The sequence below is a fragment of the Shimazuella sp. NTD250 genome (assembly GCF_059510375.1).
Genome location: NZ_JCAJZS010000001.1, coordinates 598,525 through 624,885, shown reverse-complemented (window position 1 = coordinate 624,885; position 26,361 = coordinate 598,525). Strand labels below are relative to the sequence as shown.

The following is a 26,361-nucleotide window of genomic DNA, read 5'->3' as shown; positions in this document are numbered from 1 at the left end:
GTACAGTTCCTATTATTATTCCACCATATCGTATCAATCCATGTCGTTTTTGTCAGCAAGATTAACAGGGATTAGGTAAAATGCAAAGAGTTTGATAGAGTAGTTATTATTATTATTTAAGGATGATAGTCTTTTTATTTTCGCAATTTTAATTTATGTCCTATTTTCAAGGAGTGTTTTTTTAAGATGAAACAATCTGTCTGGATTCCGAAACAAGAACAGATAGAACAAAGCAGGCTCTACTCATTTATGCAAAAGTTAGGCTATGATAACTGGGATGATTTTTATCAATATTCTATTGATGATGTGGGTAAGTTTTGGGCTGCCGTTCAAGAAGATATGGGAATTGTTTGGCATGAAAAGTATCAACAAGTACTCGATTTGAATCAAGGGAAAGCTTTTCCTCACTGGTTTGCAGGTGGGAAGGTGAATATTACCACCAATTGTTTAGATCGATATGTAGAAGACCCGAAGATGAGAAACCAATTGGCTCTTATCTGGGAAGGAGAAGATGGAAAAACGATCAAGTACTCCTATCGTGATCTTTTGTATGAAGTAAATCGATTTGCAAAACTGCTTCTTCAATTAGGTGTTGGTCCATCTGACCGAGTTCTCATCTATTTACCAATGATTGCGGAAAATGTGATTGCACTGTTGGCAATTGCTCGGATTGGTGCAATTGCTGTTCCCTGTTTTTCTGGATATAAATCTGTTGCCCTTCAATATCGAATCAAAGACTGTGAAGCAAAAGTCGTCATCACGGCGGATGGGTTCTGGAGATGCGGCAAATTAATACATATGAAAGATGAAGTGGATAAAGCAATTGAACAAACCACTATCGAAAAAGTGGTAGTGATAAAAAAATTAGGATGTTATATTGAAAAAAATGAGGCAAGAGATGTTTTATGGGATACTCCTGTGGAACAGTTGCCTCCAGCTGTTCCTTTTATCACTCATGCAGATGATCCTTTTATGATTTTATATACTTCCGGAAATACGAGTAAACCAAAAGGGACAGTACATACACATGCTGGTTTTCCGATCAAATCTGGGTTTGATGCAGGTTATGGAATGGATGTGGGAATTGGAGATATATTGTTTTGGTCAACAGATATGGGCTGGATGATGGGACCTTGGATGGTATTTGGAGCACTGATGAATGGAAGTACCATGCTTCTTTTTGAGGGAACTCCTGACTACCCTACAGCCGATCGACTTTGGGCCATTGTGGAGAAACATGGAGTAACACATCTTGGGATTTCCCCTTCTATTGCTCGTAGGCTTATGAAGCATGATCAATCTTGGCTCACCATGCATGACATCAGTTCATTACGTGTTTTCGGTTCAACTGGGGAACCATGGACGGAAGATTCTTGGTATTGGCTATTTGAGCAAGTTGGCAAAAAACAAGTACCTATTTTTAATTATGCAGGAGGAACAGAAGTATCTGGAGGAATACTCAGCAATGTTTTAATAAAACCACATGTGCCGTGTGGCTTTAACAGTGTCTTACCTGGGATGGATGCAGATATATTAGATCCATCTGGTACTTCCATCACTCAGACAATTGGAGAGTTAGTGTTACGACAGCCTTGGGTAGGAATGACGAAAGGAATTTGGAATAACAAAGCGAGATATCTGCAAGGTTACTGGGGAAGATGGAAAGACGTATGGGTTCATGGTGATTGGGTCAGTAAAGTAGACGGTCATTGGTTTACTCATGGACGATCGGATGATACGATCAAAATAGGTGGTGCAAGACTTGGCCCGGCTGAACTGGAATCTATTTTAATGAGGCATCATGCTGTTTTAGAAGCATGTGCCATCGGAGTTCCGCATGAGGAAAAAGGTGAGTCTGTTATTTGTTTTGTTATTTTACATCATATTTCGGAAATTGAAGATACCAGTGGTATAGAATCAGAGTTAATGAACTTTGCAGCAGATAAAATGGGCAAAGTTTTTCGACCAAAACGTGTGCATATTGTTCCTGATCTTCCTAAAACAAAAACTGGAAAAATTTTGCGATCCGTAGTGAAGGCTTCTTATTTAGGAGAGCAGCTAGAAGATTATGCAACATTAGACAAATCAAAGGCTGTAGAGGCTATCAAACAATGTCGAAAATTCTGATGAAGTACCCTTGTTGAAAAGAAGAAAAAATAGACGTTAAACATATCAAAAAAGCCATTTGATGAAGAAAATCGATGGCTTTTTTGATTTGTCCCCAGATTGTCTCATTTCTAACTTCGCAAAATTTGGTATGATAGAACGGATGGCAATGTTTGCATAATTAAATAAAGCAAAGGGGATGGAACATGAACGGCATTGGCATCATACGAAAAGTAGATCATTTAGGTAGAATAGTATTGCCAAAAGAATTAAGAGAAAAATTAAATATCCAACCTCAAGATGGGGTAGAGATATTTGTTGATGAAACTCATATTGTGCTAAAACGCTATAATCCTAGCTGTGTGATCTGTGGAAGTATTGAACAACTTTTTTATTTTCGTGAAAAAATAATCTGCGAAGATTGTGTAAATGAAACATCAAAATATGCAACATCACCTACAGAATAGCCGGTTCAACCGGCTATTTTTTATAGATAAATAGAATAAATAATCTTAAATTTATGTAATTTTATATATGAAAATATTGTCTGTTTTGCGAAAAGGCAGGTTAAATATTGAGTTTGTTTTTCCACGAACGCCTAACTCCGTGATGAATAGACTAATTTAACAAAAAGATGACGGGGTGGCTCAATGTTAATTAACCATTTATTGCCATGCGGTACTTTAACAGATGATGGAGCCTCTTTTTGGTTGACACTTAGGGAGCAGGAGAAATTAGATCTCTTACGTTTACTCCGTTCAGTAAGACTTTTTGATCGTAGAATGGTCTTATGGCAACGACAAGGAAAAATTGGTACTTATGCTCCAATTGAAGGCCAAGAGGCGGCACAAGTTGGAAGTGCTTATGCATTAGATAAAACGGATTGGATTTTTCCAAGTTACCGAGAACAAGGAGTAGCTTATACGTTAGGTATTCCTATTACCTCTATCATTCAGTATTGGTCCGGACAAATCGAAGGGTGCAAACCTCCCGCTGGATGTCGTTACGTACCACCAACCGTACCAATAGCAACTCAGCTGCCTCAAGCAGCAGGGGCAGCATGGGCCATGAAAAAAAGAGGAGAGACAGGGATTGCAATTGCCTACTTTGGGGATGGGGCTACTTCAGAAGGCGATTTCCATGAAGCGTTAAATTTTGCTGGTGTATATGACTTACCCGTTCTATTCTTTTGCCAAAATAATGGCTATGCGATCAGCGTGCCCTTTTCAGAGCAATCTGCCAGCAAAACGGTAGTAGAAAGAGCAGTTTCCTATGATATGGATGCTTATCAAGTAGATGGAAACGATGTATTAGCAGTATATGATGTTGTTAAGACAGCTAGAGGTAAACAAAGGCCTGCATTGATCGAAGCGATCACCTATCGGACTGGAGCTCATACTACCGCTGATGATGCAAGTCGATATCGTTCAGAAGAAGAGGTACGTATTTGGCTAAATCGTGATCCTCTTTACCGTTATGAGCAACTATGTCTAAGAGAAGGATTACTAGACGAGGATGAGCAATTACAAGGAGATGGGCAGGTGGCAAAACAGTTAGATCAAGCAATTCGAGAAGTCGAAAAATACCAACCTGACTTACCAATAGGTTTATTTCAACATGTTTATCACCAAATACCAGAATGCTTGAAAAAGCAGCAAGAGGAGGTAGCATCATATGCTAACAATGGTTCAATCCATTGCTGATGCACAACGTGTTGCCTTAGAAACGGATGAAAGTGTTTTGCTTTTGGGGGAAGATATCGGGAAAAATGGTGGTGTTTTTCGTGCTACAGAAGGGCTTTGGAAGCAGTTTGGAAGTGAACGGGTGATCGATACACCTTTGTCAGAAGCAGGGATTGTTGGTTCATCCTTAGGACTGGCTATGGGTGGTTTTAAACCAATAGTAGAAATACAATTTCTCAGTTTTATTACACCAGCATTTGAGCAAATTGTGTCCCATGTTGCCAGAATGCGTCTGCGTTCACAAGGTACATTTTCTAATTCTATCGTCATCCGAGCACCTTATGGAGGCGGTATTGGCGCTCCTGAGCTGCATTCAGATTCAACGGAAGCGTATTTTGCTCACACTCCGGGTCTGAGGGTTGTTGTTCCTTCTTCCCCTTTTACGGCAAAAGGATTGTTGCTCGGTGCGATTGAATGTCCTGATCCAGTATTGTTTTTAGAGCCTCTGCGCCTGTATCGTACCCAAAAAGAAGAGGTGCCTGCTGACCATTACACTCTCCCTATCGATAGAGCGAAGGTGATCAAACGAGGAGAAGATGTGACACTAATTGGATGGGGTGCAATGATTTCGATATTGAAAGAAGCAGATCAATTGCTGCTTGAACAAGACATCTCAGCAGAAATAATCGATGTACAATCGCTTTCTCCGATTGATGAAGTTACGATTTTTGAATCCGTTAAAAAGACAGGTCGAGCAGTCATTGTTCATGAAGCACCTCGTACATGTGGAGTAGGAGCAGAAATTGCAGCGCGCCTTGCCGAAGAAGTGATCGATTCATTAGAAGCCCCGATAAAACGTGTTACTGGCTATGATGTCCCCTATCCGTTATTTGCTTTAGAACATGCTTATTTGCCGAGTGTTGATAAGATTGTGCATGCAGTAATGGAGCTTGTCTACTTTCAATGAATCAAAATTATCTTCCATAATTTCTCATAAAAGAGGGTTCAATAGGAAAGAATGAAGCCAAATACGTTTTTGAAAGGGCTCGAAAAATGGATCAAACGACACTCACAAGAGCCTTCTTTGGCACTTCTTTAGCTTTTCATATCATTTTTGCCACTTTAGCAGTTGGCATTTCATTCATGATTTTGGTAAGCGAGATCATTTATCAACGAACAAAAGATAAAGATTATGAGCTAATGGCAAAACGATGGACAAAAGCATTTGCTATTTTATTAGGTGTAGGTATACCGAGTGGAACGATTGTCGGTGTTCAGCTTACATTGCTATGGCCTGGTTTCATGAAAATCGTTGGGCAAGTGATTTCGATTCCGTTTCAAATCGAGATTTTTGCCTTTTTTTTAGAAGCTTTATTTATGTCTATTTATGTTTATGCTGCAGATCGCTTGTCCGGAAAAATGAGAGTCTTATCCGTTTTTTTTGTAAGTGTGGGAGCTACTGCATCTGCGACACTCATTACTTCTGCAAATACGTGGATGAACACTCCAGCAGGCTTTGATATGTATGCAGATGGAACCATTAAAAATGTGAATACTTGGGCTGCCTTTTTCAATCCAAGTTATGGATGGGCAGCATTTCATGTAGCGATAAGCGCGTTTATGGCAGGTGCATTTGCTATTGCTTCTGTATCTGCCTATCGCTACCTCAAAACGCCGACACAAGATAGAAAAGTACTCACTTTTCATCGTAAAAGTTTATTTGTTTCGTTGGTTGTGGGATTCGTGATGAGTGCCATCACAGCATTATCGGGTCATGGCTCTGCTCAAGGGCTGCATGAACACTCACCAGAAAAACTTGCTGCTGCTGAGGGCTTATTTGAAACCCAGCGTTATGCCCCCTTGTCTATCGGTGGATATACTGACCCCGCTACTCATGAAGTGAAATATGGAATCGAGATTCCTTATGCACTTAGTATTTTGGCTGGAAATTGGCCGAGTACAGAAGTAAAAGGTTTATATGAATTCCCAGAAGAAACATGGCCGCCATTTTATGTTCATACGTTATTCAACATTATGGTTGGGATCGGAATGCTGTTGTTAGCTTTATCTTTTATTGCTCTTGTCAATTGGTGGTTTTTCCATCACAAAAGGCAGCGTGCTTTCCCAAATTGGTTAGTATGGGTTCTTGTGGCTTCTGGTCCCTTAGCGATGCTGGGGATTGAGTTTGGCTGGATATTCAGTTGTAGCGGGCGCCAACCTTGGACGATTTATGGGTTTCAACGTACTTCAGAAGCTGCGACTAGAGCTGCTCATGTAGGAAATTTATTTGTTTTGTTTGGTTTGCTCTATCTTTTGCTCAGTGTATTGGTCGTAGTAGTGATGCGAATCTATTTTCAACGAAATCCATTGGCTAAAGAATTGGCGAAGCGAGGTGATGGACATGCTACCTGAGGTGATTGCCAGTTTTATCGTTGGAGTGTTTTTATTTCTATATGCGATTTTAGGAGCGATCGATTTTGGTTCTAGCTTTTGGTCGATGTATTATTTTCGCCGGAATACAGAGGCGGGAGTCATTGCCAATCGATTTTTATCCCCTACATGGGAAGTGACCAATACTTTTTTGGTTTTATTGGTGGTTTCTTTTGTCAGTTTTTTTCCAAAAGCTGCTTTCACCTTAGGAACCGTTCTGTTAGTGCCTGTCAGCATTGTGCTCATTCTCATCAGTCTGCGCAGTGCATTCATGGTGTTTGCTTATTCCGTTCAAAGTTATCAACAAACTTTGCGTATTATTTCTGGAATTGCTGGATTCTTTATACCGATTCTCTTGATCAGTGCCTTACCAGTCACCCAAGGACCGTTTATTGGGATAAAAAATGGTGTAGAAACACTCTTAACTATGAAATGGTTGACGAGTATTTCCACCTACTACTACATGTTATTTGGGCTGACATCCGAGTTGTTTCTGTCTTCTCTTTTTCTGGCAGATTACGCGAAAGAAGCTGGAAAAGAGGAGACCTATCGCGTTTATCGGAAGAAGGCGATCATCGTTGGTCCTGTGACATTGGTCTCTGCAATGCTCACCTTGCTCGTTTTAGAACCAGAAGCCAAATGGTTACTAGATAATTTATTCGATCAAGGAGAGTGGTTTTTATTATCGATCTTGTTCTATTTGATCGGTTACAGCTCTCTCTGGTGGCCTGATGCAAGAAGTGATAGCATTGGCAAACCTCGCGTAGCAGTGCTTTTGATTGTGATGCAGTATATTATCGCCAGTTATGCTTATGCATCTGCTCACATGCCCTATATCGTCTATCCTTATATGACGATAACTACAGGATTTACTGGAGAGGTAACTTTCCGGGCATTATTCTGGGTGTATGTAGTTGGTCTGGCAGTGTTGGTTCCTGGGTTTTATTTATTCTGGCGGTTATTTTTAAAAGATCGCAGGTATTTGCGGCAAGAGGAGTAGTTTTTAGGTATTGGGAAGTATATGAAAACTAATAATTTTCTATTGACTTCGAAAGATAGATTTAATATATTGAAATTAGTCAAGACGAAAGGTACTTGTTGTGACCTGGCCGTAGCGTTCACAGGTTTGACGGCTCACCGAGTCTAAGTCTCTCTAGCGAAACAACCCTGCAAGAGTAAGGACAGCGATGCCCTGGCCCTAGCGGTCAAGTTCAGCGACAGCGAGAGAAAAGATCCCGGCGGAGCCGGAAACCAGCAAGGAGCGTCCATGCCCTGGCCGTAGCAAGTACAGGCACACTCTCGAGTGTGCCGCCGCAAACAATATCATTTCCATAGATAAAAAACTTGGGGAAACCCAAGTTTTTAGTTATGTTTTGAGACTAATTACTTAAAATATATTTTTGTATAACAAAGGTAAAGGCGGGAAACTCCCCATTGCCATCAAGCTAAGAAGAGTAAAGTTTATGAGGATCAAAAAAGAAGCAGCCAACTCTGTTCCATCAGTTGGCTTGAGCAATTGCGGGAAACTAGCTATAATGAAGAGAGTTATATCGTAGCTGACCCGAAAGGGAGAAGAGAAATGCTCTCTGCTATCATCATCCTGTCCTCCGTAGCCGCTGGCGCTGGCGCTGCTCACATGATCAACCGCCAGCTGAGCGAGAAGAACCGCTTCGCCACTCCCGTTGCTATCGTGGGAGGCGCGGTCGTCGGTGGTTCTACCGCTGGTGGCACGCTCATTGGACTCTCCCTCGGGGGAGATGTCACGGGTGCTGTTATCGGTGGCACTCTGGGGGCCACGGTCGGATCAGTCGCCTGTGTGGTGCTGGGCCTCTGCATCGGCGGTGCGTTCATCATCGGGATCATGAAGGCTGCTGGAAAGGCGTAACATCTTTTTCAGCATCATGAGGCGTGGTCTCCTTCCTCTGTAAGGGGAGGGAGACCCGTCTTAGCTGTAGTTGAGCTACGAAGCTGGGTAGAGTTGTATATGGAGATTCCTTGTCATAGCAATATGGCGATTGACTACTTCATCCAACTGCCCGGCGCCGTAAATAATGGAATACAACATAAAGAAAAAAGATCACTATTCGTTGTGGGGAGTGATTTTTTTGTGATGTATGGCACCAATTCATACATTGAGAAGGTATGGCGACATGCTCCTCAAGCTAAAAACAAAATAGTCCCTTAAAAAAACACGCTATTTTTTCTATAGGATTTGAAAAACGAAAGGATGGCGTGTTTTCTGTGAATGTATCCACCAAAGAAGAACTTCATTTGTTTTCACAGGTATTGCAAAAATATCTTTCTCAAATGGAACTCGAACAGTTAGCAATAGCAACGGAATTTGTGAGATGAACCAGATTATGCTATGCTACATTTGTGGTATTCGTAGACAACACCCAGTATGTCAAAGACTGTCTTTTTCTCATAGCGGTGAGACTTTCGTCCGTTTTTCTCTAGCAGGTGAAACAGACGAAGCAAGATCTTTGCATAGGCTTGGGTGTTTTCCTGTTGGATTGCTTGGTGAAACAAAGGAAAATAGGTTTGAATCGTGTAAAAAGCTTTATGTTCACCAAACAAGCCTAACTAGGCTTGTTTGGTGTGCCTTCCTTTGTATACGACATATGCTATTTCCTTCCTTTCCAACATTCGCTTCGCTTAACTTGATGGATATGGGGAAACTCCCGCCCTTTAACTTCATCTTAGGACAATGTTTGGAGTGCTTCTGGTGAATATGGAATCATTTCCTCTGTTTTTCCTGTATGCAATTTGCTCGCCCAAGCAGGATCAACTAATAGAGCTCTTCCAACTGCGACAAGATCAAATTCTTGTTTTTGGAGTCGATCGATTAAAGCATCAGTAGGAGCATTATTGGCTTTTATTCCTGGCGCGAAGACATCATCCAATCCGACAGAGCCTACGGTGATTGTAGGTTTGTTTGTCAATTTCTTTGTCCATCCTGCTAAATTTAATTCGGAATCTGCGAATTCCGGCTCCCAAAACCGACGAGTAGAAGCATGAAAAATATCTACACCAGCTTCAGATAATGGTGTGAGAAATTGTTCGAGTTCTGCTGGAGTTTTTGCAAGTTTCTCCGTATATGCACCAATTTTCCATTGAGAAAAACGGAATACGATCGGAAAATCAGGGCCAACAGCTTCCCGGCATGCTCCAATGACCTCAACTGCAAATTGAGTTCTTCCTACCAAATCACCACCATATTGATCGGCTCGTTTATTGGTTGCTTCCCAGAAAAACTGATCGATTAAATACCCATGTGCACCATGCAGCTCCATTCCATCAAAGCCGATACGTTTAGCATTTGCAGCAGCTTCCGCATATGCTGCGACAATGGTTTTTATTTCTTCTACTGTCAATCCATCTGCTACTTTTTCTCCTGTGGAAGTGATACCAGAGGGACTAATAGGTTTTACATCTGGGAAAGGGTGACTGCCGATAGGCCGCTGAATTCCCACATGCCAGAGCTGAGGGATAATTTTACCTCCAACCGCATGAACCGCTTCTACTACTTTCCCCCACCCTTGCAAGGCTTCTTTCCCATAAAAGAAAGGAACATTGGGATCGCTAGATGCAGCAGGATGGTTAATTACTGTACCTTCAGTAATGATCAAACCAACTTCATTAGCAGCTCGTCTTTTGTAGTAAGTAGTAACCTCTTCAGTCGGTATACCATTTGGTGAAAATGCACGAGTCATCGGTGCCATGACAATTCGATTGGCAAGAGTTAGTTTGTTGATTTGAAAAGGTTGGAACAAAGCTCCAACTGATTTACTCATTAGATTTCCTCCTGATAAACTATTATTATTTCCCTTGGTTTTCTCGGAAAAAGGATTCAAATTTTATTTTACCCTTTTTTTCTAACTATTTGTCAAAAGTCAACAAGTTAGGATGGAGTTTTCGTAAATACGATAAATTTACCTTACTATTACCTTTGTTGATCCATTCATAGACCTTAGCTATTTCCTCGTCTTGTTTACGCAATTGTTCAATCGGAAATTGCTTATAGATAATCTTTTTTCCAGATACCCGGGAAATAGCTGCTGCAATATTTGGCGGAGTTACGGAATCACTTGCCAATGAAAAAGTTTTTCCCAAGTACAATGTAGCACCTAAGACCAAAATAGTTTTATCTGAATTTCTCATCTGAGCTCCTTCTTTCTTGTGTTTATCTCATCTCCTTTGATGATAAGTCAAATGATATACTTTAGTAAGAACGCACTTTTTTTGGTATAAACTCGGAGAATAGAGTTACTGATAAATAGTAAGTAGGTGGGAAAACTGAGGAAAAAAGATATGCACCCCTGTGCAATTCCAATTCAGGCAGCTTTAGAAGTGATCAATGGAAAATGGTCCTATTTTGTCATTGCTCAATTGTGTGTTAAAGCACAGTGTTTCAATCAACTACGAAGAAATATAGGCAATATAAGCATAAAATCGTTAACCGATACGCTTCGCCATCTAGAAAAAATAGAAGTTGTCCATCGAGAAGTATATCCTACTGTTCCCGTAACGGTAGAATATTCACTTACCCAAAAAGGAAGAGAATACAGAACTATTTTAGTACAAATGGGGGTTTGGGGTGAAAAATGGGGTATTGTGAATTTGGAGGAAGAGGAAGTGAAAGTTAGATGAGGGTGATCATTACAGGTGCAACGGGCATGGTGGGGGAAGGAGTGCTGCACGAATGCTTGTCACATAAAGAAGTGGATCATGTGTTAGTCCTCAATCGAAGACCGTGTGGGGTAAGTCATCCAAAATTAGAAGAGATCATCCAACCTGATTTTTTCGATTTGTCAGAAATAGAAGATCAGTTGGTGGACTATGATGCTTGTTTTTATTGTTTGGGGGTTTCGTCTTTCGGTATGAAGGAAGCGGATTATGCGCATATGACGTATGATTTGACGATGTACATCGCAAATCTCTTCGTTAAACAAAATCCAAATATGGTTTTTTGTTACGTTTCTGGTTCAGGGACGGACAGTTCAGAAACGGGTAGAAGTATGTGGGCAAGAGTAAAAGGGAGAACAGAGAATGATTTAATGAGACTACCTTTTCGTCAAACCTATATGGTTCGAGCTGGCTATATGCAACCTATAGAAGGATTAAAAAATACGAAAAAATGGTACTATCTATTTAGTTGGATGTATCCTGCATGGAAACGAATTTTTCCTATGTATGTATCTACCCTTCGCGAAGTTGGACAAGCAATGATTCATTGTGTCCAAAAAGGTTATCCTAATCCCATTTTGGAAGTAAAAGATATTGTGAAATTAGCAAAAGAGTGAACTTATGCTTCACTCTTTTCACTGGTTTAAAATGCTTTCTTCTAACATACTTTCTTTATCTCCATAGACGCGGATAATGTGCTGTTCTCCCCAAGCGCATAATGAATTCAATATTGCTTCTAAACCATGACCATAGTCACTTAGTTCATATTCGACTTTTGGAGGGACTTGTTGATAAACAATGCGATTGATGACCTCATCTTCTTCTAATTCTCTGAGCTGTTGGATGAGCATTTTTTGAGTGATGGCAGGCATCAACTTTTTGAGTTCACTAGTTCGTTTTTTTCCCCGCATTAAATGGCAGAGAATTACACATTTCCATTTTCCCCCGATTACCTCTAGTGCAGCTTCAACTGAGACATTGTATTTCTTTTTTAGCATTTTTCTCTCTCCTTCTCCATTACTTCAAAGTTACTACATTACTTTTTGGTGACTATAGCACAATAAAGTGCGTACTTCCCGATTGTTCTTTTTTCCCTCATAATAGCATCTTGTGATCGACAAAAAAACACATTTTTTGTTGTATGATTTCCATTCATCTATCAGATAATACAACTAGGATGTTAGGGGGGAATAGTAATGACGATGCAAGGAAAAAGAAGTACACTTGCATTGCTCGCGTTAGCGATTAGTGCATTTGCGATCGGAACTACGGAATTTATCAGTGTAGGGCTATTACCACTTATTTCATCTGATTTAAATATACCGGTCACCACAGCTGGTTTGACCGTTTCCTTATATGCTTTAGGTGTTACGATTGGAGCGCCTGTTCTTACGTCATTGACTTCACGAATGTCGCGAAAATCTCTCCTGTTATGGATAATGATAATATTTATCATCGGAAATAGTATTGCCGCAGCAGCAACGAATATCGGCATATTGTTACTTGCTCGTGTGGTGTCTGCTTTAGCCCATGGTGTTTTTATGTCCATTGGTTCTACGATTGCGGCCGATCTGGTACCGGAAGATCGAAGGGCAAGTGCGATCTCCATGATGTTTACAGGATTGACAGTGGCTACAGTGACAGGTGTACCGTTTGGAACTTTTCTTGGGCAGCAACTAGGCTGGAGAACTGCCTTTGTAGCGATTGTCATCGTAGGGATTGTAGCATTGATTGCTACGATATTTCTTATTCCATCTGATTTACGCAAAGGCAAGCCAACGAGCTGGAAAGATCAGAAAAAATTAATTACCAATGGTCGACTTCTATTGATTTTTATCATTACTGCTTTAGGTTATGGAGGTACATTTGTTGTATTTACGTATCTCTCACCATTACTTCAAGAGATATCTGGATTTAAGTCTTCCACTGTAGCAATTATATTGCTTGTTTATGGTATTGCCATTGCGATTGGAAACACGGTCGGTGGAAAATTGGCAAATAAAAAGCCTATCCAAGCATTATTTTTTATGTTTTTGGTGCAAGCTATTGTATTATTCGTGTTTACTTTCACTGCACCATTTCCAATTGCATCACTTGTAACGGTATTCTTTTTGGGACTGTTTGCTTTTATGAATGTTCCAGGACTACAGGTGTATGTGGTTATGCTTGCAGAGCGTTTTGTGCCAAGTGCAGTGGATGTAGCATCAGCGATTAACATTGCGGCTTTTAACGCTGGTATTGCTTTGGGATCGTATATTGGAGGATGGATTACTGACAAAATGGGATTGATTCATACTCCATGGGTCGGTGGTCTCATGGTAGTTGTAGCAATCGTTTTGACAGCTTGGAGCTGGAGCTTGGAAAAAGACGATTCATCTTATAGTGAAGGAGTTAGGAAAAGTGCCTAATCATTTACAAGATACAACAACATTAAACAATGGGGTAAAAATGCCCTGGCTGGGACTTGGTGTATTCCAAGTAGAAGAAGGTCCGGAGTTAGTACATGCAGTGAAGACTGCAATTGTTCATGGTTATCGCAGTATTGATACTGCTGCAATTTATGCAAACGAAGAAGGAGTCGGACAAGGAATAAAAGAAGGATTGGAAGCTGCAAATATTTCCCGTAAAGATTTATTTGTGACCTCAAAAGTGTGGAATGCCGATCTTGGTTATGAAGAGACATTAGCTGCTTTTGAAACGAGTTTAAAAAAGTTGAATTTGGATTACTTGGACCTCTATCTGATTCACTGGCCTGTGGAAGGCAAGTATCAAGCTGCTTGGAAAGCAATGGAGAAATTGTATCACCAAAGAAAAATTCGAGCGATTGGTGTGAGTAATTTTCAAGTCCATCACCTAGAAAACTTGATGGAAAAAGCGGAGGTAAAACCAGTTATCAATCAGGTGGAGTTTCATCCTAGGCTTACACAAAAAGAGCTACGAGCATACTGCTCAGAACATGAGATTCAAATAGAAGCATGGTCCCCATTGATGCAAGGGCAGTTGTTAAACAATGAAGTACTCCAAGAAATAGGTGAAAAATACAATAAATCCACTGCACAAGTAATCATAAGATGGGATCTGCAAAATAAAGTAGTGACCATACCCAAATCTACAAAAGAACATCGGATTATCGAAAATGCTTCGGTCTTTGATTTTGAGTTGACAGAAGGTGAAATACAGCGGATCAGCGGGTTAAATCAAGATTTACGTGTAGGTCCAGACCCAGATAACTTTGATTTTTAATCAATTAGCAAAGTACTCCTTATCAATAAAGGAGTACTTTTTTTGTGTTAACTTTTGTAAAATCATTCGCATCCAATTGGTATTTTTAGAAATATCATTTTGAAAGTTGATATTTTTCTTCGAAAATCGGATTTTAACGATAAAGAAAAAGGGATAAATTATGGCTTTATATGTGAAAAAATAGTAAAATACGAAATGTTAGTTCTTTTCCTGAAAAGGAGATTATATAAAATGTTAAAAAATCATGGCAAAAATCACAGAGAAGTAGAATTATCTCATGGAAAGCTTCATATCTTTGCCAACGATGAAGTTTTCGCATCGCTTGAAGACAAAGTGTATCATATGGCGGATAATAATTTGCAAATACCGCGAAATGTACACATGAGTTACACCCCTGATGCCCATGTGGGAATCGGAACATGTATCGGAACAACAGCCGTGTGGAATATGCGAGATGGATTTGTCTCACCATCCATTGTGGGCTCGGATATCGGTTGTGGAATGCGTGTTCATTTGACCCCATTGAAAAAAGAAGATATTCAAGATAAAAAACTACGAAGAGAACTAATAAAATCGATTGAAAAATTTGTGCCAGCCAACGAAAGGTCGGCATCTCATTATAAAAATATTCGGGTGGAAAAGATCGTTTCCGAAGGTTTGCATGGTTTGCCGCCTGAGTATATACCAGATCGTTATACCCCAAAACAACGTAAATCGATGACTCATGTTGAACATGCTAAGTTTGAATTTAACACTGATTTCTTAGAACATATCCCAGATAAAATGTGGAGCCGCGCTTGGCAGCAAGTGGGAACACTTGGTGGAGGTAAAAGGATTGCCTCCCTAGCACAGTAATGTATTAGTTAAAAACTCGTCCAAAACGGGAAACCCTGAGATGGGAATTCCGTGGGAAGCGGTAATACGCCCCGTAGAGAGCAGAGGGACTTGGGCATCCTACTAGCTTATGCTAGGGATGAAGGTGTGCTCCGAACTACAGGAAAAAAGAACCTGTAGAGGTTGACAGAAATGATCAACCCGTTACGATATAGCTTCGTAATAGTAACAAATGAATCATTTTATTGAAATTCAAGCGATCCATATTCGGGAAGAAAATCGAGAAATTGCGGAAAAATGGGGACTGAAAGATGGACAAGTTGTCATCATGATCCACTCTGGTTCTAGAGCTTGGGGAGGAATGATGGGACCCAAGTATTCCAAAGATTTTAAAGCAGCGATGAGCAGATGGGGCGTTGGAACCCCTGATCCAAACCTCGTTTATGCGCCGATTGATTCCGATCAAGGGCAACAATACATTAACCTGATGTATTCGGCCTTAAATTTTGCGGTTGTGAATCGCCATATGCTTGCTTACGGCGTGCGGGAAGGCTTTAAAGAAGTGTTCGGATCAGACTTCGAATCGCCTGTATTGTATGATTTGATGCATAACTATGCGTTGAAAGAATTTCACCGTAATCAACCGATGCTCGTTCACCGGAAAGGAACGACCAAGGCTCTGCCTGCTGGACACTTCTTAAATACAGAAGCTTATAAAGAGACTGGGCACCCAGCACTCATCCCTGGATCGATGGGTACTTCATCGTATATCATGGTAGGAGCAAAAGGCGGAGAGAAAAACTTCTATTCTATCTGTCATGGTGCTGGACGTGTTCGTTCCAGACGTGCTACCAAAGAGTTGATCACTATTGACGAATTTGCTGAGTCAATGAAAGTAGGTACAGATGAAGAAGTATTAGTCAATCAACGTACATTGCAAAGTATTCTTGATGAATGTCCACAAGCGTACAAAGATGTCGATCAAATCATTGATTCGATCGAAGGAGCAGGGCTAGCTTCTGTTGTCGCAGAATGCAAACCACTAGCAGTCATCAAAGGAGTTTAGTAGTGAAAAGTCCCCTTCATTGTTGCTCGATACAATGAAGGGGCTTTAATATAATAATTTATATTTCCTGGTCCAATTCAAGTAAACTCGTTTTTGCTGCTTGTATAAAAGCTTTCACAGCAGGAGAGGCGTTTTTTAGAGATCGAACTGCTAAGCCAATTGGACGATATACGGCTGGGGTTAATGGAATAGCACATAGCCCTGATAACGGTTTCGGTAAGGCCATTTCCGGTATGATCGTAATTCCTAATCTTTCGTGAACCATAGAGATAATCGTATTGTTATCCAGTATCTCAAACTCTGTATTTGGACTTACTTTACTAGAGCGAAAGAAACCTTTTACCTGTGCGTCACATCCTGCTTTTGGCATAATAAATGGATTGCTGCATAACTGTGCTGCACAAAGCTCTGTTTCTTTCGACAAAGGATGATCTACTGGCAAGAGTGCAAATAAATGATCTGTCAGCAGCGAAATGGTTTCCAAATCTTTATTCGGTAAGACGACAAATCCTAAATCAACAGTACCCATTGCTATCAAGAATGAATGGCATTATAGCCTCCTTCTTGGATTTCGACTTTAATTCCTGGATATATGGATCGAAAAGAACGGATAAGTTTGGGGAGTAGGTTTGCTGAGACACTAGGAAAACAACCGATTTTCACCATTCCGGTTTTCAAACCATTTAGTGCTGCCACCTCTTGTTCCATATGTTCCACATGACGAAGGATTTCTCGGATATGGGAAAGTAATCTCTTTCCAGTATCCGTTAAAGATATCCCATTACGACTCCTTATCAACAAGGAAAGCCCCAAATCCGCTTCTAATCCTGCAATGGTATGGCTTACCCCAGACTGTGTTAAATTAAGGGACTCCGCTGCACGGGTAAAACTTCCTGTCTCGATGACTTTCATAAATACTTCCAACTGCAATAGTGTCATCGGGTTCACTCCATACATGAGATAAAACTCATATTTACGATTAATAAGATTCATTGTACTAATCATAGATTATCTTGTAAACTTTCTTTAACAACGAGAAAAGGATGAGGAAATGATGAGAAATATTTCCGTTTATCATGTGGACGCTTTTACCAATGTTCCTTTTGGAGGAAATCCAGCAGGAGTTGTACCCAAGGCAGATGGACTGACGGAAAAAGAGATGAAAAACATATCAAGAGAGCTTAACCTGTCGGAGACAGCATTTCTCTTTTCCACTGATCAGCCCGGGATCGATTTCCGTGTTCGTTATTTTACTCCTACAGATGAAATTGATTTTTGTGGCCATGCTACGATTGGTCTGTCTTGGTTACTAGCTACAAAGTATGGATGGAAAGATAAATCAGACAAAATTGTATTGGAAACTAATATAGGAGTAATTCCTGTAGAATTTACGAAAGAAAAGGAAGAACTCACTGCTGTGACAATGACACAAGTTCCTCCTAAACTTCAAAATGTCCAAATAGATGTGAAGGAGATCGTCCGGGTAGTTGGCATTTCAACAGAGGCTTTGGATCAGAGGTATCCAATAAAACTAGCATATACAGGGAACTGGCATCTTATCGTTCCTGTTAAGTCTCAAAAGGATATTGAAACTGCTCAACCACTGCTGGATGAACTCAAAAAATTAAACCAGTCACAAAAGGCCAGCACGACCCATTTGTTTACTTTTGATACAGTGGAACAAGGTTATGATTTGTACACACGTGATTTTGCTCCGGCAGTTGGTATTCCGGAAGATCCTGTTACTGGTGCGGCAAACGGAGCCCTTGCTGGATATCTTTTGTTAGAAGGAATTCTCTCGTTTGATCAAATGCAAAATCTCAGAATTGCACAAGGCCATGCAATTGGTAGGCCAGGGACTTTGTTTCTCTCCGTTACGAAAGGAATGTCTGACTCGGAACCTGTGATTCAAGTGGGTGGATCAGCTGTTGTTGTGATAGAGGGATCTTTGCACCTACCTGAGAGTGAATGACTTGAGTTGCTATATTCGCAATGTACTGGTCCCCATGGTTAGACAGGACATAAAAGAACGCTATTCTTTTGAGTCAGGAGTGTCTAACAATTGGGGTGCAGTTCAGAGAATAGCGTTCTTTTACAAATAGCACAAAAAAATCTGCCTATGGATACAAAAGTAGCAATTTATAGCTCTGCCACTTGTAAAATAATTTTCCCTCTTGCCCGCCGACTCTCACTGAGCGTATGTGCTTTTGCTGCGTCTTTCAGTTGAAAAATTTGTTCGATTTTCACTTTTACTTGTCCTTCGTCTATCAGTTTTGTAATTTGATTGAGTTTGGCTGTTTCCGCTTCAAACAAACTCATAGGCTGTATATTTAAAGAACGCTTTTGAACAATGGGAGAATCATAATTTCCCCAAGTGGAAGAAGTCAAGGTTCCATTTGGTTTGAGTACTTGTAATAAATTACTTCCATCTTCTCCTCCTACTGTGTCCATTATCAAATCGGCAGTTTGATCCATTTCTGCAAAAGAAGTTTTGGTGTAATCGATGAATACATCTACTCCTAAACTACGCAAAAAGGATTCATTTTTACCAGATGCTACTCCAATAACTTTGGCTCCTTTTGCTTTTGCCATCTGTACAGCAAAGTGGCCAACACCACCTGAAGCTCCATTAATAAGCACGGTTTGACCGGATTGTAAGTTACCTTGGTCAAATAGGCTATGCCAAGCTGTCAATGCGGACATCGGTACTCCTGCGGCTTCTGCATGAGGTAGTATTTTTGGTTTTGGTGCAATATGCGTTTGGGGTGCAATGGTAAACTCTGCATAAGCTCCAGGGATCATGCCGTAAACAGCATCGCCGCGTTTAAAATCGTATACTTCACTACCTACTTCTTCTACGATTCCAGATACGTCATATCCAAGTGTATAAGGCAGTGGGAAATTTTTTTTGAATTCTTCTCTTTGCTCGACAGGTACATTTGTCAAACCAGAACGAATTTGCCAATCGCCAGGGTTCACACCGGCTGTTTGGATACGGATGAGTACTTCGTTTTTGGAAATAGCGGGGATTGAGATATTTTCATACTTTAATACTTCTGGTCCTCCGAACTCATGTATCCGAATAGCTTTCATTTCGTTTGTATTTTGATTTACCATCACAATCTTCCTTTTCTTATTAGATAAAAAACAGATGTTGTGTAACAATAACTTGTTAAGAAAATGTTATGATGAAGCATCAATGCTTTCAATCGCTAAACTTATAGATTTGTTCGTTATTCAACACTTGCAAAAAAATGTTGAAGAAGGAAGATAAAATATGGAACAAAAGTTAGATCGCCGTGTTCGGAAATCAGTTCGCCTCTTGAAACAGGCGTTTTTAGAATTAATGGAGGAAAAAGGATTTGAAGCGATGACCGTTCAAGATATCGCTGATCGAGCGGATGTAAATCGAGGGACTTTTTATACCCATTTTTCTGATAAATATATGTTATTGGAGACGATCATTCGAGAACAATTTCAACACCATTTAGCTGAAGAATTAGCACCAGATGCTAATTGGGGATTGGAAAATCTCAAAATCCTCATCCAAATGACATTAAAATATTTTAAAGTCCATCTGTACTGCCGTCCAACGGAAACGATGAACCCACTGTTTGAAAGAGCGGTACAGGAAGAGTTGTACGACATATTGCTCAACTGGCTGGAGCAAATTCCAACTCCAAAAAACGGATGGAAAGTTCCGATAAAAACGATGATTTGGATGATGAGCTGGACCATATTTGGGGTAGCAGCGGATTGGAGTAAAGGGAAAGAAACATATTCTGAAGACGAAATGGCGGCTTATATTTTGACGATGGTAACAGAAGGAATAGAAGTACAATAAGGCAGCTCCCCCTGCGGACGTTATCTGAAGTCCACAGGGGGAGACGGAACTAGCGAATGGATTCCGCTAGTTCATGAGACCGGCTCTCACGAGAGCCTCTCGTATCTTTATTATTTCTCCACGGTACGCGCTGGTCAGGAGGTGCTGGATGATGCTTTTCAGCACGGGATCTTCACTGAGGTATACCTCACGCAGATCTCCATTGGCGTCACTGGGAGCCTCCAGTCCCAAGTTGGGGCTGGAGTTCTTCTGCTGGCACTTCTCCTCGATGAAGGCGATGACCTTGATCCATTCCTCCTCCGGAAGTTCTTCGATCAAGTGAGGATTGCTCACGAAGTAGTCGACCCTCTCGTTGATCGTTCGCCTGCGCAGAAGTTCTGCAATATGTGACACTTGTCCTCCGTTCGGGGGTGAGCAGTGCTTTTTTATTATAGATGAAATTTAGAATTTTAGCTATAGATAATAAAAAACTAGGATTTTTATCCTAGTTTTTCTATGTGAATACGTATAGGCATTCCATATTTCTCTGCTATGCGTTGCACTTGGATAGCGAATTTTTGACCGATGTCTGGTCGAACCATCTGCACATAACTCACATAGCCATTGATATATTCCCAGAAGTGAGGATGGTTTCGATGGTTTTCTTGTTCTAAACCATGGTGTTCTACATTATGTAATAAGGCACGAAAACTTCGGATATCTTTACGGGTAAGGTTGGCTTTTTCATTGACGACGATTCCAGTGACACGCTGCCGGCGTCCTGCACGGAGAACTCGCGTTTTTTCTTCGTTGATAACAAACCCTTCAAAGTCGACAATACTGCGTACACTGCTCATCAGTGAACCGATTTGCTGTAATGCTTCTCCATTCCCAGAGAAGGTGAGGTCGTCTGCATAACGAGTGTAGGTGAACCCTTTTTCCTTCGCTGATTGGCTTAGTTTTTCATCTAGCCTTCTGCATAATAAGTTGGTGAGAGACGGGCTTGTACAAGCGCCTTGTGGTAATTGCCGTTCATTGATGGCTATATAATACATTTTTCCATTGAATGTTACTTCTTGACGTGGAGGCTCCGTACAGATCAAAGCAAATAAAGTGCTGATTGCACGGCTGTAGCCAAAGGACTCAAACAAACCACGTACCCGTACAAACGAGATAGATGGGAAGAAGTCTTTTAAATCAAATTTGACCACTGCATCTTTACCAATATGAGATTTGGCATTGTCAACTGTACTTTTTCCAGTTACAAAGCCATGTGCGGCAGCATGAACCGCTAACTTATCCAAGATGTTTGTTTTTATCCAAGCTTGTGCAGAACGCAGTTTTGATTTTGGAGCTGAAATTTCCCGTTTTCCACCGCTTTTTTTCGGAATGGTAAAGTGTTGATAGTGATTGATGGTTGCAGTGTTCCGATGATATGTCAGCCATTTTAATTTGGATAAGGTGATACTCATATCATTCGCTAGTTGCAAGGCAGAGCGGATGAGCGGCAATTGGTACTGCATCATTTTTTGTTCATTTACTTCAGTGGAAGCAAGCCCGGCAGATACACCATCGCCAGCATGGATCACATGATTCTCACGATATACTCTCCACTTTTCTTTCGCTTCTGCCTGTGCTATTTTCCGGGCAGCTTTGCGTTCGGCTCGTCGTTTTTTGCTTTCTTCCATCCGGTGTTTTCTCGCTTCTTTTAACAAGAAGTCAATATCTTTTAGTTGTTTAGATTTTTTTTGTAATTCTTGTAATTCTTTCCGAACCTCTTTGTATTCTTCATCTTCCTTAGCTTGTTGTTCGTGCTCTTCCTCACTTAAATTCGGTGCTTCCCAAAAGCCAAGGCGAATCATTTCACTGCGTATCGTTTCTGCTTTACCTTCTGTACGAATTTTGCTAATCCATTCTTCTCTTGTCAATACTTTATTTTCTTCTGACATACAGTCCCCTCCTTTCCTAAATGGTTTGATGGATGTGTATCAAGGCCAACATATGCTCACATGGTCCCTGCATGAGCCGATTTTGTTTGTAAAAATAACAGGAACATTGCGCTGTTGAAACGCGGCCATCTTTATCAAGTTGTACCTGTATTTTATGTTTTTCACTTGTGCCTTCAAGATTCCAACCATTTGTCTGTTCAGAGCGTTTTTTCAGTACTACTTTGTTTTGTCTTACTAGTTCTTGAGCCAATTCTTCTCTTGGATTGGTGTAAGATAGTTGATCCATTGGTAAGGGTTCACGGGTAAGTTCACGAAGGCGATACTTGCCGATTTCCAAATCAAACATGACTCTGCCTGCACTACAGAGTTGTCTTAAAGCTGCTTGTACGACTTCAATCGGTAAATGAGTCCAACTTGCTAATTCTGTATCTGTTGCAGTCTTCTTTAATTTCAGTCCTGAAAAAACAAGGGAGGACTGACTAGGTGTTGCTTTTCCTCCTGTTCCGACTAACAGATCAAAGTTTCCGGCGTTGGCCCAATCGTTGCGAGTCCAACCAGATAAACCTAATGTAAAACTTAAATTCCCCATGTCTACTACATAAAAACTAGGCATGCCTGTTCCTAGTAAATGAACCGTAATTCGATCTGCAAGCGGCAGAAGTCTTTCCAAAAGAAACAGCCTTCTGCGACCCCATGTACGAATTTCTTGGGCTGTTTCTCCTAGATATACAGAACCAGCAAAGGTAATGGACTCATTCCATGGCTCAATAATTAACTCCACTGGTGCTCCAGGTTTTAGTTTGTATTTTAAAGAGCGCGGGCTGTCTTTTTCTTTGTGCTTACGAAGAAAGTTACATATGTTATAGAGATCAATCGGTTTTAACTCAAAGGAACTGGTAGGCATACTCATAGCTGATTGAACTTGCAAAAAGCCACGAATCCAACTAGTTGGGACATCAATTTTTTTCTCTTTGTATACTTCTCTACCTTCAGTCGCAACTTCAAATCCAGTAGGATCGACTTGAAATTCCGTAGGGCGGTAAGTTCGAATTCGTTTTAATTCTGCTAGTAGATTATCCGAAAAATCAATATTGGTCGTCCCATATTGAAAGTCTTTTACATCTGTGAAAAGTTCTTCATGCACAGCTAATCTCCCGTAAGAAGACTCATCCAGCGAGAATGCTTCAAAGAAAACTTGATCTGGGGCAACAGTGATAACAGGATCTAATACAAACCAAGCATCTTTATCGTTTTGATACAGCCAATTAAAGTATTCACGTTGGGATTTATAGTAATCACCCATTCTGGCGGTACGGAGTTTGTTTAGCTCATTCATACGCTTTTGCAATTGTTGAATACGAATAGATAAGTCTGCTTTTTCACCTAAAATACCAGCGATATCCAATAAATATTGTTGTTTCACCCACTCTTGATAAGCAGTGTTATCTTTTGGTTTATAGTTGAGATCAGACACGACTACATCACGCAAGGCGATCATGGCATCACGATAACGGATGGGGTCTGCGATCTTTCCACGAAAAAACGTAGGTTCTCTTCCTAAATCAGGTGCAAAATTGACCAATGTGTTTCCACCAGCATGACTGACACCGCTGGATGAAGCGTAGGTTTGTTGAAATAACATGCCAATTCCTCCTTATCTGAGTTGTATAGGGGACTCTATTTCTGGGTAGAGAGTTTTTATTTGCGTAAGCATAAATAAAATTTGTTCAAAATCTCGTTTTCCGCCTATGTGAGCGATGTCTGATAAAAGAGGAACAATTCTCTCAGCAGTGTCACGGTCTCTTTTTCCTAATTGAAACAATAGATTTAAGGTCATCTGCTTGGCTTTTCTAGCTTGATGGACTTTAAATAAGATCGTTCGGAAGAACAACTCCAATTTTGTAATGTTATCTAAGTTCCATTCAATTTTTTCTGCGAGCGACAGTGCATATTCCTGAACGAATAAATCGGTACTCTCACTGGCGCGAAGTAATAATTCGGCTATGTCCAAGTCGGAAAAATGGATTTCTACCATTTCCATTCCAAATGCTTGTACATCTTGGCGAGCACTGTCGATTAATCCGTAGATCAAAGTTGGGGTAAATTGTTCAACAGAAAGTGTCCGAATATAAGCAAATCCCCAATTTCTTGTATCATCCCAATGTGTTTCGACAAGATTGACCAGCCATTCGTCTGTAATCTGATCTTTTACTTGAATGATCATATTTCGAGCTTCGCTTCTACACAGTGCGATCTGATTGTGTGCCAATTGGAGTAACTGATCGAAGCTGAATTGATCTACTGCTGGTTTTTTGACGGCAAATATTCTCGCACCTAACTCTTGGTAACTCGTATCGGAATGATCGAGCAATTCTAGTACTTGATCCAATGGCGTATCTGTAAGTTCAGCTAAAAATAGTGTTCCAAGTAGATCATTTAAAATATAGTTTCTGCTGATTTCAGGAAGTTCATTTTGCATCATTTCTTCCCACAGTGCATCGAGAAACTTAGAGAGAATGGGAATGAGCCAATGCATTCGATCGACGAAAAATGGTGTGAGAAATACTTGGTTATCCTCATAGGGAATGGTGCACCATTTCACTAAAAATGCTGGTGTACAAGAGAGCGACATGTAATCATTATGTAAAATAGTTCGTGCCGTCACGCGAATAGATGCTGTTTCATTTTCCAAGAAAGGAAGCAAGTCATCTGCGGTATAGGCATTTTGATCTTTTCGGATAATGGGAAGAAGCAAGGAAACAAATCGCTGGATGGTGGTTTGCCCTGCATGTTTCAATAAAGAAGCAACCTTAGAAAGTGTTAGCTTTTCAGCGAGTACATCGCGTAAGTGATTTTCAAAAATATCCAGCCATTCACTGACATAAGGTTCATTAGGATATTTCGTTATTTTTCCTAAACATATGTTTATCAGTTTTGTTTTTGTCTCATCAGACCATGTAGCTGAATGCTGCTTTAAAAAATCATTTGCCAAGGTGCGGATTTTGCTGTTTGGATGGGTGGATAAAGACATCCAGCGTTTTAAATCTGGATGATGTTTGTCCAAACGGTTCAATATCTCTCGAATTGCAAATTCTTGGCGATAGGAGTCGGTGGATTGCAGCAATTGATCAATAATTGCATCCGATAACTGAGCGACAAAAGCAGGGTTTCCAAGGCGTAAAGCCCTACCAGCAAAGTGAATGACAGGAGGTGCTTCTGCTTTTATCAACAGCATAAATAACTCATCTGGATGTTGATCCCATAGCTCAGGAAATGCTTCTTCGCGTTCCTCTGGTTCTTCCAAGTAGGCATTTGGTGTTGCTTGCCAAGTAGAGCTGCTATAGGTAAACCGTGTACTGTGGTGATAAAGAAGATGATTTAGAACCCAGTTTTCTTTGTAGGACTCAACATATTTGATTTGATCAGTACTTGGAAGTTCTAGACGAATTTGTTTTGCATCGTGCTTAGAATATTGCAGCAGCACCTCGGTAGCAAAATGAATATAGTCTTTCACGTTATGTTTTCCTAAGTTTCGTAAGGTGCGCCATGTTCTTTTTGCTAAATAGCTTCTTGTTTTTGGGGAATAAGCAAGTTTTGTCTCTGTTTTTTGTGTTTGTTGAGTAGGTGAGGAAATACGCACATAGTAATCTCGATCTTTCTCAAAACGATATGCCAGTCGAGATAAAATCTCTATATCTTGCTTTCTTTCTGCTAGTTTAAAGATAGCTTTTAAATAGCGCAGATAGTTTTTGTTGAGAGCGCTGTAGAGATACTTATTATTTCGGTAATTGTAATAATAGTAACCGATATATACACCTGCTTCGTTAGTGTATCGGTTGAATTCTTGATAGTTATAGTATTGGAGTAATTTTTTCAATCCTTCTCTCGCCAGTGGGTGATCAGTTAAATAGAGAGTCCAAATCCAAGATCTGTCCCGTTTCAGGACCTGATGCATATTGATGTAATCATAACGCTGTGTTTTTTCATTCCATATGTACTGACTTTCTAAAAGAATAGCGAATTTGATCAGTTGATCGCTAAAATTTGGGTCATTTTTGATCAGTAATATTTGTAGGTCTGCTGGAAGTGAGGCGAGAGGCTGTTCGGCTTCCCACCAAGCTACATGATTCTGAAGTTGATCCCATTCTTGTTTGAATGTAGCATCCTCTTTTTTGCGGATCTGTTTTTTTAGCACAAGCTCGCTCCTTTCTATTGTAGATAAGGATGAGTTTTACCTTATCTAGCTGGACACTAGGTTGTAAGTTTATACCTTAAATAAATATAAAACCTGACCCATTGAAAGGTCAGGTCATATCACAATGGTTTCGATGCTGAAACATATGCTAAAAATGATGATTATAAATAAATATATATGATTTTGGAGAATTCCGTCAAGAATGAACCGAAAATATATTCGCAATAGTTTGGGGTGGATCTAAATAGGATGAACAAGAAAATGGTATATGGAAACTCATGTCATCTTTTTTACCTGTGTAGGTGTCAATGAAGTGGTCATAATAGCTTCTCTTGATAAATTTTCTT

The 26,361-nt window shown here is 40.3% G+C and carries 24 protein-coding genes and 2 pseudogenes; 15 read left to right on the top strand and 11 right to left on the bottom strand.

From position 1 onward, the window contains the following. The first annotated feature begins 186 nt into the window (after positions 1 to 186). The 7 genes from AC5WOF_RS03380 (at position 187) to AC5WOF_RS03350 (ending at position 8,103) form a co-directional block, all read left to right on the top strand. Positions 187 to 2,127, top strand: a complete 1,941-nt coding sequence (locus AC5WOF_RS03380) for an AMP-binding protein (protein ID WP_496048529.1) — start codon at positions 187 to 189, stop codon at positions 2,125 to 2,127. A gap of 185 nt (positions 2,128 to 2,312) precedes the next feature. After that, the gene (locus AC5WOF_RS03375; RefSeq protein ID WP_028777806.1) at positions 2,313 to 2,573 is read left to right on the top strand and encodes an AbrB/MazE/SpoVT family DNA-binding domain-containing protein; all 261 of its coding nucleotides are present in this window, start codon (positions 2,313 to 2,315) and stop codon (positions 2,571 to 2,573) included. Between the two features lie 183 nt (positions 2,574 to 2,756). After that, positions 2,757 to 3,809 carry a thiamine pyrophosphate-dependent enzyme gene (locus tag AC5WOF_RS03370; protein WP_496048528.1) on the top strand — a complete coding sequence of 351 codons (1,053 nt, stop codon included), beginning with the start codon at positions 2,757 to 2,759 and terminating at the stop codon, positions 3,807 to 3,809. Then, a complete protein-coding gene (locus tag AC5WOF_RS03365) occupies positions 3,781 to 4,755 on the top strand; it encodes an alpha-ketoacid dehydrogenase subunit beta (protein ID WP_496048527.1) in 975 nt (324 codons plus the stop codon). Before AC5WOF_RS03370 ends, AC5WOF_RS03365 begins: the two co-directional genes overlap by 29 nt. 86 nt (positions 4,756 to 4,841) lie before the next feature. Beyond that, the gene (locus AC5WOF_RS03360; RefSeq protein WP_496048526.1) at positions 4,842 to 6,200 is read left to right on the top strand and encodes a cytochrome ubiquinol oxidase subunit I; all 1,359 of its coding nucleotides are present in this window, start codon (positions 4,842 to 4,844) and stop codon (positions 6,198 to 6,200) included. Continuing rightward, on the top strand, positions 6,190 to 7,218 hold the full coding sequence (locus tag AC5WOF_RS03355) for a cytochrome d ubiquinol oxidase subunit II (protein WP_496048525.1): 1,029 nt from the start codon (positions 6,190 to 6,192) through the stop codon (positions 7,216 to 7,218). The genes AC5WOF_RS03360 and AC5WOF_RS03355 overlap by 11 nt, the downstream gene beginning before the upstream one ends. Positions 7,219 to 7,797: 579 nt before the next feature. Next, positions 7,798 to 8,103: a hypothetical protein gene (locus AC5WOF_RS03350; protein WP_496048524.1), complete on the top strand. Its 306-nt coding sequence runs from the start codon at positions 7,798 to 7,800 to the stop codon at positions 8,101 to 8,103. Between the two features lie 473 nt (positions 8,104 to 8,576). Here the strand turns inward: AC5WOF_RS03350 and AC5WOF_RS03345 are convergent. The 3 genes and pseudogenes from AC5WOF_RS03345 to AC5WOF_RS03335 form a co-directional block, all read right to left on the bottom strand. Further along, positions 8,577 to 8,786: pseudogene (locus tag AC5WOF_RS03345) on the bottom strand (IS4 family transposase); the annotation flags it as partial. A gap of 131 nt (positions 8,787 to 8,917) precedes the next feature. After that, a complete protein-coding gene (locus tag AC5WOF_RS03340) occupies positions 8,918 to 10,012 on the bottom strand; it encodes an NADH:flavin oxidoreductase (protein ID WP_496048523.1) in 1,095 nt (364 codons plus the stop codon). 85 nt (positions 10,013 to 10,097) lie between these two features. Continuing rightward, the gene (locus tag AC5WOF_RS03335) at positions 10,098 to 10,379 is read right to left on the bottom strand and encodes a hypothetical protein (RefSeq protein WP_496048522.1); all 282 of its coding nucleotides are present in this window, start codon (positions 10,377 to 10,379) and stop codon (positions 10,098 to 10,100) included. Positions 10,380 to 10,529: 150 nt separating this feature from the next. Between AC5WOF_RS03335 and AC5WOF_RS03330 the strand changes: the two genes are divergently transcribed. Next, complete coding sequence (locus AC5WOF_RS03330; protein WP_496048521.1) at positions 10,530 to 10,868, top strand: winged helix-turn-helix transcriptional regulator; 339 nt, start codon at positions 10,530 to 10,532, stop codon at positions 10,866 to 10,868. Next, positions 10,865 to 11,521 (top strand): NAD-dependent epimerase/dehydratase family protein, encoded by a 657-nt coding sequence (locus AC5WOF_RS03325; protein ID WP_496048520.1) that lies wholly within the window; start codon positions 10,865 to 10,867, stop codon positions 11,519 to 11,521. The genes AC5WOF_RS03330 and AC5WOF_RS03325 overlap by 4 nt, the downstream gene beginning before the upstream one ends. A gap of 18 nt (positions 11,522 to 11,539) precedes the next feature. Here the strand turns inward: AC5WOF_RS03325 and AC5WOF_RS03320 are convergent, their stop codons facing one another. Then, on the bottom strand, positions 11,540 to 11,902 hold the full coding sequence (locus AC5WOF_RS03320; protein WP_496048519.1) for a winged helix-turn-helix transcriptional regulator: 363 nt from the start codon (positions 11,900 to 11,902) through the stop codon (positions 11,540 to 11,542). A 198-nt stretch (positions 11,903 to 12,100) separates the two neighbouring features. Between AC5WOF_RS03320 and AC5WOF_RS03315 the strand changes: the two genes are divergently transcribed. From AC5WOF_RS03315 to AC5WOF_RS03300, 4 genes and pseudogenes are all read left to right on the top strand, one after another. Beyond that, entirely contained in the window at positions 12,101 to 13,312 is a 1,212-nt protein-coding gene (locus AC5WOF_RS03315; protein WP_496048518.1) for an MFS transporter, read from the top strand. Further along, a complete protein-coding gene (locus tag AC5WOF_RS03310) occupies positions 13,305 to 14,147 on the top strand; it encodes an aldo/keto reductase (protein ID WP_496048517.1) in 843 nt (280 codons plus the stop codon). The genes AC5WOF_RS03315 and AC5WOF_RS03310 overlap by 8 nt, the downstream gene beginning before the upstream one ends. 231 nt (positions 14,148 to 14,378) lie before the next feature. Then, positions 14,379 to 15,002 (top strand): RtcB family protein, encoded by a 624-nt coding sequence (locus tag AC5WOF_RS03305; RefSeq protein WP_496048516.1) that lies wholly within the window; start codon positions 14,379 to 14,381, stop codon positions 15,000 to 15,002. A 214-nt stretch (positions 15,003 to 15,216) separates the two neighbouring features. After that, positions 15,217 to 16,047, top strand: a pseudogene (locus AC5WOF_RS03300) (RtcB family protein); the annotation flags it as partial. 58 nt (positions 16,048 to 16,105) lie between these two features. Here the strand turns inward: AC5WOF_RS03300 and AC5WOF_RS03295 are convergent. Both AC5WOF_RS03295 and AC5WOF_RS03290 read right to left on the bottom strand, forming a co-directional pair. After that, positions 16,106 to 16,576 carry a LysR family transcriptional regulator substrate-binding protein gene (locus AC5WOF_RS03295; RefSeq protein ID WP_496048821.1) on the bottom strand — a complete coding sequence of 157 codons (471 nt, stop codon included), beginning with the start codon at positions 16,574 to 16,576 and terminating at the stop codon, positions 16,106 to 16,108. A 5-nt stretch (positions 16,577 to 16,581) separates the two neighbouring features. Next, complete coding sequence (locus AC5WOF_RS03290) at positions 16,582 to 16,986, bottom strand: LysR family transcriptional regulator (RefSeq protein ID WP_496048515.1); 405 nt, start codon at positions 16,984 to 16,986, stop codon at positions 16,582 to 16,584. A 115-nt stretch (positions 16,987 to 17,101) separates the two neighbouring features. Here AC5WOF_RS03290 and AC5WOF_RS03285 point away from each other — a divergent pair, with 115 nt between their 5' ends. Further along, complete coding sequence (locus AC5WOF_RS03285) at positions 17,102 to 18,019, top strand: PhzF family phenazine biosynthesis protein (protein ID WP_496048820.1); 918 nt, start codon at positions 17,102 to 17,104, stop codon at positions 18,017 to 18,019. Between the two features lie 167 nt (positions 18,020 to 18,186). Here AC5WOF_RS03285 and AC5WOF_RS03280 read toward each other — a convergent pair whose 3' ends face one another. Then, positions 18,187 to 19,164 (bottom strand): NADP-dependent oxidoreductase, encoded by a 978-nt coding sequence (locus AC5WOF_RS03280; RefSeq protein WP_496048514.1) that lies wholly within the window; start codon positions 19,162 to 19,164, stop codon positions 18,187 to 18,189. A gap of 160 nt (positions 19,165 to 19,324) precedes the next feature. Here AC5WOF_RS03280 and AC5WOF_RS03275 point away from each other — a divergent pair, with 160 nt between their 5' ends. Beyond that, positions 19,325 to 19,891, top strand: coding sequence for a TetR/AcrR family transcriptional regulator (locus AC5WOF_RS03275; RefSeq protein ID WP_496048513.1), 567 nt, complete (start codon positions 19,325 to 19,327; stop codon positions 19,889 to 19,891). 66 nt (positions 19,892 to 19,957) lie between these two features. On the opposite strand, the gene AC5WOF_RS03270 is transcribed toward AC5WOF_RS03275, so the two are convergent. The 4 genes from AC5WOF_RS03270 to AC5WOF_RS03255 all read right to left on the bottom strand — a co-directional run bounded on the left by AC5WOF_RS03270 (position 19,958) and on the right by AC5WOF_RS03255 (position 26,014). Beyond that, a complete protein-coding gene (locus tag AC5WOF_RS03270) occupies positions 19,958 to 20,284 on the bottom strand; it encodes a hypothetical protein (RefSeq protein WP_496048512.1) in 327 nt (108 codons plus the stop codon). Between the two features lie 86 nt (positions 20,285 to 20,370). After that, positions 20,371 to 21,819 (bottom strand): reverse transcriptase family protein, encoded by a 1,449-nt coding sequence (locus AC5WOF_RS03265; RefSeq protein ID WP_496048511.1) that lies wholly within the window; start codon positions 21,817 to 21,819, stop codon positions 20,371 to 20,373. 16 nt (positions 21,820 to 21,835) lie between these two features. Next, a complete protein-coding gene (locus AC5WOF_RS03260) occupies positions 21,836 to 23,461 on the bottom strand; it encodes an SWIM zinc finger family protein (protein ID WP_496048510.1) in 1,626 nt (541 codons plus the stop codon). Between the two features lie 12 nt (positions 23,462 to 23,473). After that, complete coding sequence (locus tag AC5WOF_RS03255) at positions 23,474 to 26,014, bottom strand: hypothetical protein (protein ID WP_496048509.1); 2,541 nt, start codon at positions 26,012 to 26,014, stop codon at positions 23,474 to 23,476. Positions 26,015 to 26,361: the final 347 nt, after the last annotated feature.